The sequence below is a fragment of the Butyrivibrio sp. AC2005 genome, assembly GCF_000424145.1.
In the GTDB taxonomy this organism is placed as follows: domain Bacteria; phylum Bacillota; class Clostridia; order Lachnospirales; family Lachnospiraceae; genus Butyrivibrio.
Genome location: NZ_AUJI01000011.1, coordinates 133,504 through 146,789, shown reverse-complemented (window position 1 = coordinate 146,789; position 13,286 = coordinate 133,504). Strand labels below are relative to the sequence as shown.

The window sequence follows — 13,286 nt, the reverse complement described above, 5'->3', positions numbered from 1 at the left end:
TCCATTACTTTTGTTTTTCTGCCTGTACTTTATTCTTAATAAGACCCACTAATCCTATGATCATCAGTATTATCGATGCAGCAGGGTAAACGTATATTAGTCTGTTAGTGGTTCCATATATATCGAGGACTCCCTTAAACATACTTCCTATTGTCAGGGTTGCAATGCTGCAGTTCCAGCAATAGCTTGAAACAATCGGCAGCTCTTTTTTCATAATAAATCTGCATATCAGAAAAGGTGTAAGTCCCATAATAAGCGGAATTGCAAAGGCGTATATCATATAATAAGAATATACTTCGTGGCTGAACAGTTCATATATGGCTCCAAAGAGCGCTGTAAAAATTGTCACAAACGTATAGATGATTATTATCTTTATATCTGAAATCCTGATAACTTCAGAATTCACAGGCTCTATAGCCGTATTATCCAATGTATACAATGTCACTCACTCCTCTCTCTTTTATTGAATTGCCTGAAGAAGTAGGCTTATTTATAACAGTTCCCTGAAATACCATGGAGGATGATCCACCACCGTCAAGGTTGTAGGCGGTCTCTACTCCCAGGGTATCCATAAAGCTTGCAAGCTCATAGAGGGATAATCCCTCACTTTCATCCGTCCTTCCGTCTGATACCACAAAGACATAATGAAGGTCTGATATCTGCCCTATGGCCGTCCTTGGATTACTTGCCATTGCTCTTCCTACTTCATCCCTGGTTGAAACAGCAATACTTCCATTCTCGATAAGCGATGGCCCGAAGGAGAATGCCTGCCATACTCCCTGCTCCACAAGATCATCTGCAGAAATTTCAGTGGAATTGACTGTCTTAAAGGTTCCATCTGCATATATGCACAAGATTTCATCACCATCCGCTATATCTCTGTACACAACTCCGTTCCTGATTACGTAGCCTGATTCCTGTACTCCGTAATAATCACCGTTTATCGCCAGAATCGCATCATGCTCTTCTGCAATTTCAGAGGTGTTTGCGGTTATATTCTTTCCATAGGTATCATTCGCAAAGGCTGTTTTTAGATATTCCGCAGAGGACAGCTGAATATCTGCAACATAAACTTTTGTGTCATTATAGTCGTAGGTCTTCAGAGATATCTGTATGTTGTCGTCACTGTAGGTTTGTTCCTCGGAAGTCTCTGTGATGGTGCCTTGTGTTAAAGCATTACTTTTATCAGAAGTGCTGCCATTTTCTTTATTGCTCTGATCTGTAGTATTGTTATCTTCCTTGCCACTTTGCTCTGAAGTATTGTCATCATCCTTGCTGCTTTGCTCTGAAGTATTGTTATCATCCTTGCTACTTTGCTCTGAAGTATTGTTATCATCCTTGCTACTTTGTTCTGAAGTATTGTTATCATCCTTGCTACTTTGTTCTGAAGTGTCAGCCGCTTCAGAAGCTTCTGTTTTCTGTGTATTGTCATGCTCTCCTGGACGATGTTTCCCTTTCCCCGGCCGTGAATGCTCCCCTGATCCGTGAAATAGGAAATTTTCTTTCTGTTTAGTATCTGACTCTGTTGTGGAGTCTGCTTTTCTTGTGGAATCCTCTTTTGTTGTGGAATCCTCTTTTGTTGTGGAATCATCTTTTGTTGCTGACTTATCTTCTGTTACGATGCTTGATTCTCTTTCGTTTGTTGAGTCAGTGCCGGTATTTGATTCTGTTGTGGAAGACGTCTTATCATCACCTACATTTGTTGCTTTTTTATTTGAAGAAGTATCATTTGATGAGTCTTGATTTATGTCATTCTGTAAGGACTTCTTTTTTACATTATCGAATACCGCGGTATTGATCTCAGTTGCATTCTTTGTGTACGCACTTGAAATTACAAAGGTATCAAGTGTGATATATATCGTAAATGCCGCAAGACCAGTTACATAGATGAGTACCCATTTTTTTCGATTCATGATTTCTTATTCTCCCGGGATGTTGTTCTAATTATTTATGCTGAGCATATTCTTGTGGAAGATGCTTATGAAATCATGATATATGGAGAACCTTAAGTATAATTAAAAATGTCTTGCAACAAATATTAATCTTTTCATGATACTTGATGTACAGGCCTACCCTGATTTACAACAAATATCATCTTCTCAGGGTATTTTGTTGCATTAGTATACCCTGATTTACAACAAATCTTATTCTTTTCAGGGTACTTGTTGTACAGGCCTACCCTGATTTACAGCAAATATAGTCTCTCCAGGGTACTTTGTTGCATGGTTATACCCTGATTACAACAATTCTTTTCCTTTTCAGGGTACTTGTTGTACAGGCCTACCCTGATTTACAGCAAATATAGTCTCTCCAGGGTACTTTGTTGCATGGCTATACCCTGATTACAACAATTCTTTTCCTTTTCAGGGTACTTGTTTTATAAGCCTACCCTGATTTACAACAATTCTTAACTTCTCAGGGTTCTTTGTTGCATGGCTATACCCTGATTACAACAATTCTTTTCCTTTTCAGGGTACTTGTTTTATAAGCCTACCCTGATTTACAACAAATATAGTCTTCCCAGGGTATTTTGTTGCATGGTAATACCCTGATTGCAACAAATCTTGTTCTTTTCAGGGTTCTTGTTGTACAGGCCTACCCTGATTTACAACAAATATAGTCTTCCCAGGGTATTTTGTTGCATGGTAATACCCTGATTGCAACAAATCTTGTTCTTTTCAGGGTTCTTGTTGTACAGGCCTACCCTGATTTACAACAAATATAGTCTTCCCAGGGTATTTTGTTGCACGACTATACCATGATTGCAACAATTCCTTCTGCTTACAGGGTAGTTGTTGTTATAACTTTACCCAAAAATCATTTAGTCTTAATATAAAAAAGCTCAGCCATGAAATAATCCATGACTGAGTTTCATTTTTTCAAATAGGAAAAGTATTTCGTAGCAATATATTATTGTTACAGGTAGCGCATACCATTATGCCACCTGGCTGTCAACCTTTGCAGCTGTGCCCTGGGCTATCGGAATGAAGATCATAGCGATAACATAGCACAGAATGTACATAGGAATAAATGTTCCAATGAAAGCAAACAGGAATGCAGGGAATGCTGCTCCTGCGAAGATCTGCACATTCACAAAGTTCATGATAAGTCCGATTATAATTACAAATATAAATACAACCGGTACATTTCCAAGGAATCTCCCGGGAACGCTTTCGGGATCAACCTTAAAGAGCTTAGGGAACCCCATAGCAATAAGCGGAATCGGTACAAACATGTTGATGACAACAGCTACTGCAAAGCCTATGCAAGTGTTAAGCAGTAATGCCGGTGACATCAGCTTATCTGCATTTCCTGAAAAAATCATTCCACCAATTGACATTCCAAGAGCCATAGGAATATTCATGACTAAATTAAATACAATAAAGAATTTTAAACTTGGCTTACCCATCTATTTTCCTCCCAACATTATACTGTCTTATAAACAGTACAGTTATTATTTGTTTCAGCCTATAGTTATTCATCAACCTACAGAGGGTGAAGGTGTAGGAGCGATTACTGATGTGTAGTGCTCTTTTCTTGCCTTGAACTCAGGATCCTTGAAGAGGTTCATAAGTCTTCCCTCATTTTGGAAAATATCGTCGCCGTGAAGCTTCTTTCCTGAAAGTGTATCATGAGCCTTGTGCTCATCCTCAGGAGCAAATTTGAATTTGAAAGCACCGTCAACTACTTCGAGTGTACCCTCAAGTCCGCAAAGCTCACATACGCACTTTGTTGTTCCGGGGAAAATGTAGAAGTTATTACCATGGCAGTGAGGGCATGCACCTTCCTTACCCTTCCACTCTGCATTCTCAATATCAGCAGCTGCTTCAACAAGGTTACGGGCGATTTCCTTCATGCGCTCAACCTTGTCATCCTGCATGATAACGTCCTTGGACCATGAGAAATAATCATTGTCGATAACCTTCCAGGCAGGACTCATTGCAAGCATTGCGTGGTCTGTCTCTACACGGCAAGCCCAGTCAGAACCACCGATTCCAACAAATGAGATAGCCTTCTTCTTAAGATACTTGGGATCAAGGCCTTCCTTACCCTGCTCCTTGAGCTGTCCATCAGCCATCATGAGCATACCCATGTCGTGTCCGGGACCCATTCTGTCACAAAGTACATGGAAGAGTCCTGATCCGCCAGACTCATAGATAGGATCAACGATGAGTACACCATCAGCCTCAGCCATCTTATCAAAAAGTGCTGCATAGTCATCCTTCTGAGTGCAGATCATACCCTTGCCCATTACAAGGCCTCTTGAGCATGCAACGCATCCAGAGCAGTATTTGATGTCCCAGTCAAATACGTGGATGAATTCAATCTCTGCCCCAAGTTTCTGAGCTTCCTCGAGAGCAACGCGGCACATTGTATCATTGTTACCGTTTCTTGTCCCGCAGGACAGTCCTAAAATTTTCATGTGAAACCTCCTATGTTCCATTAAAGTTTTATTAAAATGCCTGTCTTGTTAGTCAGCATTTTTATCTGGTTGTTACACGCCTACCTGTAAACTATCTTCGCAACAGGCACCTCAATCACAAGGCTTGTGATGAGTCCGACAACATGTAAAATCGGATAGGTGGACCACCAGGCAGTAATCAGATTTTCACCTAACCCCACACCGATGATCGCCATGCAGAAGCTGACAATAGTTACATAAATTGCATTGATTATGAAATTCCTTGCCAGCATCTCCATAAATGCTCCGGGCTTTTGTTTGCATATTTTTTCTGCAAACCATTTTCCGATAGTCCCTACGGGAATAATAATTGCAGCCACTGTATTGATAGTGAATGCGCAGCAACACCCTCTTACCCAGCTCTGAAGTGCATCTCCGCCGGCCAGGATTGTTGCTGCTGTGTTAATGGAGAGCGCCATACATATGTTAGTTATGATGTTCCATTTGAAGAATTGTTCTTTTGTCATGATGTTATTAACCCTCATCCGTCAGCTTCGCTGACACCTTCCCCCTTATAAAGGGGGAAGGCTTTATTTTCTTTTGCTTCGCTAAGCGGATGGCTTTATTTTCTTTTGTTTCGCTAAGCGGATGGCTTTATCCTGTTTAGCTTCGCTAAGCGGATGGCTTTATCCTGTTTTGCTTCGCTAAGCGGATGGCTTTATCCTGTTTAGCTTCGCTAAGCGGATGGCTTTATCCTGTTTAGCTTCGCTGAACGGAAGGCTTTTTTATAAGTAGTGTGCATAATGTTGAAACTGCTATAGCCACAAGCATTATCACAAATATGCTCATATAGCTTCCCTGTTTGTCATAGATAGCACCTGCAAGTGTGCCTCCAAAAGAAGCCAGGAGCAGATTTAAATTTATTATGGAAAAATTCACCGGATAGTTTTTTACTCCGAAGAAATCCATGATAAACGCAGAGTTTGTGGGTGTAACTCCACCATAGGAAAGTCCGAAAAAGATATATCCTGCAATAACTATAGGAAGACTCTTAGTATTAAGACCTGCCATAGTGATCAGCACAGAAATCAGGTACAAAGCATTGTTCAGAAGCATTGTTTTTTTCTGACCGAGCTTATCATAAAGGCCACCGAAAATTACTCTTCCGATTCCGTTGAAAACGGAAATAAGTCCAACGATTGTAGCTATGGTTCCTGCGGTGAGTTCAGGTGCACTCTCTACCACAATTCCGCTTGCCTGGGCAATAAGCGCAAGTGCAGCGGCGCTCATAAGTACTGCCCAGATAAAGTAAAGCCAGAATGAAAGCTTTGATATCATCTGAATCGTAGTAAAATCATTTGAAACAAGTCTGTTCAGTATTTCATTTGCAGATGCCCTGCCTCCTATAGATGACTTCTTCTCAGCTATAGTTTTTCCTGTTGAAGAATCTGCTTTATCAGCCATAGCGTTTTGGGTAAATTCTTCTACCTCATCCGTCGCAGGCTTTCTGATTATAAAAGCTCCAATGGCAATCACTGCGCAGACAATGATTCCCATTATCTTAAATTCCATACGCCATCCGATTGTAGTAAGAAATGCGGTATAAACCTTACCGATTATGAAAGCTCCGATTCCAAAGCCCATAAGCAGGATTCCTGAAATAAGTCCCTTCTTATCAGGGAACCACTTGGTCACACTTCCCATTACAGTGTTGTAGGAAAAGCCTGCTCCAAGGCCTGCAAGAACTCCAAAGCCAAGGTAAAGACTTCCTATACTTTGCATCAGACTGACCAAAATAAAACCAGCAAGAAAGAGTACTGCCGATGCGATGAATATGTAGCGCTCTTTCACTTTTCCTGCAAGAAGCCCTGCAATAAGTCCTCCTATACAGAAAAAGCTCATGGCCATGGTAAAGGTCAGAGATAAGGATCCCTTACTCCAATCTGAAAACTCAGCTGCGATAGGGCTGGAGAGTACGCTCCATGCATAAATGAGACCTGCAAAGAGGAGTATTATTACTCCTGCTACAGCATATTTCCATCTATTATTCTGTTTCATCGTTCATAAATCCTCGCAGTTTCTTCGCCGCGAATTACTCTGAGCACGCCTTCAGCGAGAGCCTTCATCTCATTCTCTCCGGGAATTACCTCGATAGGTCCGATGAAACCTGCATGCTTTTTAATTGAATTAACAAAAGTATCTGAATAGGCAAGGCCTCCTGTAAGTACGATGTAATCTACTTTTCCATCTACAGAAGGTGCTATTCTGGCAATTGTCTTAGCGGTGTTAAGAGCCATAGCCTCGAAGACAAGTGCCGCCTCACTGTTACCTTCATTTATCATTTTTTCAACCTCGCGCATGTCGGCTGTTCCAAAATAGGAAATCATGCCTCCCTTTCGCTGAAGGTTCTTCATCATCTCTTCCTTGGTATACTTTCCGCTATAACACATATCCACAAGTGCATAAGTCGGAAGGCCGCCTGCTCGCTCAGGTGCAAAGGTTCCGATCTCATCATTGAAAAAGTCGATTATCTGACCGTTAGAATGAAGATTTACAGTAATTCCTCCACCAAGATGTGCAACAATTATGTTTACTTTGTTGTAGTCAATTCCCTTATCTGCACAGAGCTTAAGTGCTGCTGCCCTGGTGTTGAGATTGTGTCCCTTTGCAGGAACTCTCACACCCTTAAGTCCTGTGATTTTGTTTACCTCTGTCATCTCATCAACAGTAATCGCATCGTAGATGTAGGCCTTAACGCCAATCTGCTGTGCAAGTCTGTATGCAATTCCTGCTCCGAGGTTGCTGGCATGTTGGTCTACGGGATGAAACTTAAGTGTATCGATCATTGCCTCGTTTACTTCATAGGCACCGGTTTTTACAGGTGGAAGTGCTCCGCCTCTTCCAACGATAGCGCCAAAGCTTTTAAGGTCATCACCATGGCTGATAAGACAGGCTTGTACAATACTTGTTCTCATTTCAAGCTGATCGTAGATGGTTGCGTAGGCTTTAAGGCCATCAAGTGTATGGCTTATGCTTTCGACCCACTTCTGTTTTTCAGCCTGATATACGGCGATTTTTGTTGATGTAGAACCCGGGTTTATGACCAGGATTTTTTCGTTTGACATTTCGTTCTCCTTTTCCCCTCATCCGCCCTTCGGGCACCTTCCCCCCAAGGGGAAGGCTTTATTTTTTTTGCCTTCAGCACATGTAAATGTTTTTTGCCTACCTCTTTGGGGAAGACTATATTTTTTGCCTTCAGCACATGTAAATGTTTTTTGCCTTCCCCTTGGGGGCGCACATCGTCCGGGGGACGATGGCTTTGCGCGGACCGAAGCGGAGCGAAGACAGGTGCCCGAAGGGCGGATGAGGGGATTTCTTAATTTGCTGCAGCCGCAGAGACTACGATTGAAAGGTACTTCTCCTCTGCTGTTGAGCCACGTGAAACCATTACAATAGGGCACTTGGCACCAACTATGAAGCCTGCCATTTTACCACCGCAGCTGATTGCATACATCTTACCCATGATGTTTCCTGCATGGATGTTTGGAGCAACCAGAATATCAGGATCACCTGCAATCTTAGAATCAAGTCCCTTGAACTCCGCAAGGTCCTTTCTCATTACGCAGTCATACTGAATAGGTCCTTCCACTATGCAGTTCTTGATTTCCCCATTTTCATTCATCTTCTGAAGCTCAGCTGCCTCAACAGACTCAGGCATCTTAGGATTAACCTTTTCAACACAGGCAAGAACACCAACCTTAGGGCAGTCGTACCCCATACTTCTAAGTGTTTCTACCGTGTTCTCAATGATCTGCTTTTTCTGCTCAAGATCAGGATATGTAACCATTCCTCCATCAACAGGAAGAATAAGCTTGTGGTAGGAAGGAATCTGGAACATTGTAAAATGACTCATAAGCTTACCTGTTCCTAGTCCGTATTCCTTATTAACCACTTCCTTTAAGATAATTTTTGTATCTACCTTACCCTTCATAAGGAAATTAGCTCTGCCCTCGCGAACAAGCTTAACCGCTGTCTCGCATGCTTTCTGAAGATCATCCGCAGGCACATCAAAAATGTTTTCCTCAGGGATATCCTCTCCAAGCTTTTCCAGAATTTCCTTAATTATCTTTTTATCGCCAACCAGCAAAGGCTCGATGATTCCCTCTCGTCTTGCATTAACAACAGCCTCAAGAGTATGATCATCATTTGCGCAGGCCACAGCCATTATCTTCTTTTCAGGCGCGCCCTTTACCTTGGCAATGAGTTCATCAAAATTATGAAAAACCATTATGTTCCTTCTTTCTTAAAAAATCCGTTTATTTTCTTGCTGCTCTACCGATTTCAAGACCCTTATCAAAAGCTGCCTTGTTAAGCGGAAGGAGCTTCGGCTTGGATGAAAGCTTATGCTCTACTGTGCCCCAGACTATTTCAGGTGCAACAACCTCTGTATAACCTACGTAAACACCAAGCATGATAACGTTCAAAACCTTTGCGTTACCCATCTCAAGAGCAAGCTCTGTTACAGGTGCCTCAACGATTTCCACGTCGTCTCTTTCAATTTTGTCCTTAACGATGGAACTGTTTATGAAAAGTCGTCCACCGCTTTTCAGAGTCCCAATAAATTTATTGAGTGAAGGTCCGTTCATTACGATGAGATCATCCATAACATCACCAAGAGGAGCACCGATCATCTCATCGGAAATAACGACATAACAGTTAGCGGTACCACCGCGCTGCTCCGCACCATAGGAAGGGAAGAACGTAACATTCTTATCTGTTGAATCACAGGTTGCGGAAGCAAGAAATTTTCCAAGGGTCATAACACCCTGTCCGCCGAATCCGGCTACACATAAATTTGTTTCCATTTTTCTCCTCCTTAACCTCTATCCCTGATAACGCCCAGCGGATACTCTTTAAGCATGTTTTCCTCAAGAAAATCAAGGGCCTTCAATGAATCAAGTCCCCAGTTAGTAGGACAGCTTGTAACTATCTCAACAAGTGAAAAGCCTTTTCCTGCAATCTGATATTCAAAAGCCTTCTTAATAGCCTGCTTTGTCTTAAGAACGTTCCCCGGATTGTTGCAGCTTGTTCTTACAAGGTACTGAGGAGCTGTGAGCTGGTTAAGTGTCTCGCAGACATGCATAGGATAACCATGCTCCTCAGCTATACGTCCCTTAGGTGCAGTTGATGCCTTCATTCCAAAAAGAGTTGTAGGAGCAAGCTGTCCGCCGGTCATACCGTAAATTCCGTTATTTACAAAAATAACTGTGAAATTCTCACCTCTGTTTGCAGCTGACATTGTCTCTGCAAGTCCGATTGATGCAAGGTCTCCGTCACCCTGATATGTATAGTAAATTGTGTCAGGATTAGCTCTCTTAAGACCTGTAGCTACTGCGCAGGCTCTTCCATGAGGAGCTGTTGTATTGTCATAGGCCATGTAGTCCATCTGTAGTCCGCAGCAACCGATACCGAGAACTGCTGCTGTTTTGTCTACAATCCCCATCTCATCTATTACTTCACCGATGAGCTTCATTACTGTGGAATGCATGCATCCGGGACAAAAACCTGATACCTTATCTTCCTGAATTGTTTTTGTTCTGCTATATAAAAGTTCTGCCATTTTAAGCCTCCTGTCCTGCTATCTTCATTACAGCCTCAAGAACAGCTTCCCTTGACATTACATTTCCACCTGAGCACAGGCACTTTTCAACAGGGCAGCGCTTTCTTACTACTGCTTCAACATCTGTAGCATACTGTGCAGGGATTGACATCTCGACATCGAGGATTGCCTTAACCTTGCTGTAATCGAGCTTTTCAAAGCTCTCTGTAGGGAAGGGATTAAGTGTAATAGGTCTGATAAGACCAACCTTTATTCCCTTGCTTCTTAAAATATCAACAGAAGACTTTGCAATTCTTCCTGAGATTCCATAGGCTGTCAGAATAATCTCAGCATCCTCTACCTTGTATTCCTCTACCATCACGTCATTCTTTTTCCATGTTTCGTAGAGTGCTGCTGCTTCCTCGTTGCATTCCTGTTGTCTTGAGGTAAGCCAGTGGCCGGGCTCAATCCATGCACGATTCTTATAATCAAGAGGGTGACCAACGCAGGCCCACTTTCTCTTGCTATCTTTAATCTCTTTTACCTTTTCCTCCGGCATCATTTCAGGAAGCTCTACAGGCTCCATCATTGTTGCAATGACACCGTCTGCAAGAATGTGTACGGGATTTCTGTCTCTGTCAGCAAGCTCGAAGGCTTTTACTGTAAGATCCACTGCTTCCTGTACTGTGGAAGGTGCAAGTACGATCATCTGGAAACCACCGTTTCCTGCTGCCTTTGTAGCCTCAAAATAGTCCATCTGTGCAGGCTGGATAGAACCAACACCCGGGCCTCCTCTTGCGAAGTTTGCATACACCATGGGGATTCGCGCTGCTGCGCAGTATGATATTCCCTCACTCTTAAGAGCAATTCCTGGTGATGATGATGATGTCATAGCTCTGACACCTGCTGAAGCTGCACCATATACCATGTTGATTGATGCTACTTCGGATTCACCCTGTATAAATGTTCCACCTACTTCAGGAAGTCTTCTTGAGAAATACTCAGGCACTTCGTTCTGAGGTGTGATAGGATATCCTGCAAAAAATCTGCAGCCTGCTCTTACAGCTGCTTCAGCAACTGCTTCTGAGCCCTTCATAAAAGTTCTTGCCATGATTATTCTCCCTCCTTGTAGATTTCAATTGCCCCGTCAGGACAAACACGACCGCAGGACAGACACCCTACGCAGTCTTCAGTTCTTGCTGCCACAACGTACTCATAGCCCTTGGCGTTTACTTCGGTGCCAATTTCAAGAACGTTTTTAGGGCAGTACTTTATGCAGTAACCGCAGCTCTTACAGCGTTCGGCAACTACACTTACTTTAAATTTTGCCATTTGAAACCTCCTATGTAGAAAAGATTACTAACTGCGCCCCAAAGGGGAAGACATTAAAAAATTAGCATCCTTGCTCTACTTATTTTTTAGCAACACTCTCTAAGCCACTCATATGTCAGATAAAAATGCAGTGGCATGAGATCTGTATCTATTTTTCCCTGTACTTCATTTATCAGATCCTCGCCAGCGCAGGTCATTTCAATTTCCTTGTATTCACCGACCAGACTTTTCATCATGGCTGAGCCGTCGACTGTTTCCATCGCTGATGTGCTGATTCCAATGTTCGGATTATCTATGAAATGCACATTTTTCAGAGAGAGTCTTGAAACTGCAAGTATCTCACTCAGGAATCTGTCGATGTGATTCAGGTCCTGACAAAATGGTCTGTAGTAGTTAAGTACATACATGACGCATAGCTTTTCCTTGTCAGCTCCCATCATGAAGCCACCGATTGACCTTGCTCCGATATCGTCTCCACCGACATCCATAACCACGATTTCCTCGTCATTTGCAAGGTATTCTCTTACACCTCCTACTACTGTAGGCGCATCATAGAACTGCTCCTCATAATGAAAAGTTATGTCGGATAGAGCCTCTTCCTTAAGAACATCTCTTGATCTGAAAAGTGGCTTTGTCATGTCCATATCGAAAAGATGAACCTTTTTATCGCAGTTTTCAGATAGATATTTGGCAAGGTTTAAAGCTATCTCACTCTTGCCACAGCCGGCTTCGCCGATTAGTATGAAGTTTGTTTTTCCTGCCTTTATGGCGTTATCTATGAATTTCATTTTTTATCTCATTGTTATAAATCCGCGGTACTGGGTCAGGTTATCGGAAGTGCATCTGTCTCCAAGGAACATTGATGCTATATTGTGCTGGGGCTTAAGGAACGGGAAGGTATCCTGCTGTGCCCATTCAGGCTTCTTAAGCTTGTCCTTAGCGAGGTTGACGCAAAGGTCATACCACTCTTCCGGACCGTCGAACCATACCTCAACCAGTCTGTCAAACTGAGCTGAAGGTGCGCCGTAGTTAACCTTTACCTTGCTGCTCACAAGTCTGTTTACTCTTACGCTTCCTGTAAGGAAAGGAACCACTTCCTCATGGAACCATCTCTCACCCTCGTCCTTAGAGCATCCTTCCGGATACTGGATAAGGAACTGCCAGCGGAAATTAGGTCCGTTTACAGGTGTTCTCTCTTTCCCCTTAAAGTCTTCCTCCCAGTTGATCGGAACAAAAGCAAAGATGAATGGAGGAAAATCTCCTCCGCCTACTGCTCTTCCTGCATCTCCCGACTCTGCATTGTCATGTACCGTTGCGCTGTCTACATCAGGAATGCATCCCTGCCATCTGAGTACATCCATGGGCATAAACTCCTGGAAAATGTTGTTTGCCATCTCAGGAAGATGCTCATTTACAAGCCAGTAGTGCTCGGTAAGCTGCATTTTTCTTGCACCGAATCTGTCACCCTCAGGTGGAGTCGGATATGCCTGATAAAATGCATATTTAGTTACATATGGGGAAAACTTGCTGATACTTTCCGGAACATGATGATTGTAAAGCCAGTGCTCAAGTTTAGCTCTGTACTCTTCCTTAGCAAGTCCTACATATATGAGACTTCTCATAAGATTAAATTCATAAGCCATTTGAATAACCTCCTAATACACTTAACAAAACCTGAATGCGGGTGTTGTTACGGTTTAAAGCAAACCATTAAATACGTTTACTCATTAAAGGTAGAAAATAGTAATTGGCAGATTTTTCATTTATACAGGAACCCTAACTCCTGTAAGTTGTATAGATTTGCCATAAACCGTTTGAAACCCTGATGTGTTTTGTTCATATTTGCCAACGCAATTATAGGCACAAATGTGTTTTGAAAAAAAATATCAATATTTTTAGTTTTTAATAACAAATTTGATATAGATAACTCACAACATAGGTATTGGACTAATT

Annotated in this window: 14 protein-coding genes; all 14 read right to left on the bottom strand. The window is 42.4% G+C overall.

Annotation, left to right across the window (positions count from 1 at the left end):
* Positions 1 to 4: 4 nt before the first annotated feature.
* Positions 5 to 445, bottom strand: coding sequence for a hypothetical protein (locus G602_RS0103205; protein WP_155829672.1), 441 nt, complete (start codon positions 443 to 445; stop codon positions 5 to 7).
* Positions 423 to 1,913, bottom strand: coding sequence for a phosphodiester glycosidase family protein (locus G602_RS31820; protein ID WP_049945021.1), 1,491 nt, complete (start codon positions 1,911 to 1,913; stop codon positions 423 to 425). The genes G602_RS0103205 and G602_RS31820 overlap by 23 nt, the downstream gene beginning before the upstream one ends.
* Positions 1,914 to 2,935: 1,022 nt before the next feature.
* Positions 2,936 to 3,409 carry a hypothetical protein gene (locus tag G602_RS0103195; RefSeq protein ID WP_026657647.1) on the bottom strand — a complete coding sequence of 158 codons (474 nt, stop codon included), beginning with the start codon at positions 3,407 to 3,409 and terminating at the stop codon, positions 2,936 to 2,938.
* A gap of 72 nt (positions 3,410 to 3,481) precedes the next feature.
* A complete protein-coding gene (locus G602_RS0103190; RefSeq protein ID WP_026657646.1) occupies positions 3,482 to 4,423 on the bottom strand; it encodes a flavodoxin family protein in 942 nt (313 codons plus the stop codon).
* A gap of 80 nt (positions 4,424 to 4,503) precedes the next feature.
* On the bottom strand, positions 4,504 to 4,929 hold the full coding sequence (locus G602_RS24955; protein WP_049945020.1) for a hypothetical protein: 426 nt from the start codon (positions 4,927 to 4,929) through the stop codon (positions 4,504 to 4,506).
* 232 nt (positions 4,930 to 5,161) lie between these two features.
* The gene (locus tag G602_RS0103180; protein ID WP_026657644.1) at positions 5,162 to 6,460 is read right to left on the bottom strand and encodes an MFS transporter; all 1,299 of its coding nucleotides are present in this window, start codon (positions 6,458 to 6,460) and stop codon (positions 5,162 to 5,164) included.
* Positions 6,457 to 7,527, bottom strand: a complete 1,071-nt coding sequence (gene buk, locus G602_RS0103175) for a butyrate kinase (protein WP_026657643.1) — start codon at positions 7,525 to 7,527, stop codon at positions 6,457 to 6,459. The genes G602_RS0103180 and buk overlap by 4 nt, the downstream gene beginning before the upstream one ends.
* A 251-nt stretch (positions 7,528 to 7,778) precedes the next feature.
* Positions 7,779 to 8,690, bottom strand: a complete 912-nt coding sequence (locus G602_RS0103170) for a phosphate acyltransferase (protein ID WP_026657642.1) — start codon at positions 8,688 to 8,690, stop codon at positions 7,779 to 7,781.
* 28 nt (positions 8,691 to 8,718) lie between these two features.
* On the bottom strand, positions 8,719 to 9,267 hold the full coding sequence (locus G602_RS0103165) for a 2-oxoacid:acceptor oxidoreductase family protein (protein WP_026657641.1): 549 nt from the start codon (positions 9,265 to 9,267) through the stop codon (positions 8,719 to 8,721).
* Between the two features lie 11 nt (positions 9,268 to 9,278).
* Complete coding sequence (locus G602_RS0103160) at positions 9,279 to 10,022, bottom strand: thiamine pyrophosphate-dependent enzyme (RefSeq protein ID WP_026657640.1); 744 nt, start codon at positions 10,020 to 10,022, stop codon at positions 9,279 to 9,281.
* A 1-nt stretch (position 10,023) separates the two neighbouring features.
* Positions 10,024 to 11,112 (bottom strand): 3-methyl-2-oxobutanoate dehydrogenase subunit VorB, encoded by a 1,089-nt coding sequence (gene vorB / locus G602_RS0103155; protein ID WP_026657639.1) that lies wholly within the window; start codon positions 11,110 to 11,112, stop codon positions 10,024 to 10,026.
* Positions 11,113 to 11,114: 2 nt separating this feature from the next.
* Positions 11,115 to 11,333 (bottom strand): 4Fe-4S dicluster domain-containing protein, encoded by a 219-nt coding sequence (locus tag G602_RS0103150; protein ID WP_026657637.1) that lies wholly within the window; start codon positions 11,331 to 11,333, stop codon positions 11,115 to 11,117.
* Positions 11,334 to 11,419: 86 nt separating this feature from the next.
* Positions 11,420 to 12,121: an ATP-binding protein gene (locus G602_RS24950; RefSeq protein ID WP_044930895.1), complete on the bottom strand. Its 702-nt coding sequence runs from the start codon at positions 12,119 to 12,121 to the stop codon at positions 11,420 to 11,422.
* Positions 12,122 to 12,124: 3 nt separating this feature from the next.
* A complete protein-coding gene (locus tag G602_RS0103140; protein WP_026657636.1) occupies positions 12,125 to 12,976 on the bottom strand; it encodes a hypothetical protein in 852 nt (283 codons plus the stop codon).
* Positions 12,977 to 13,286: the final 310 nt, after the last annotated feature.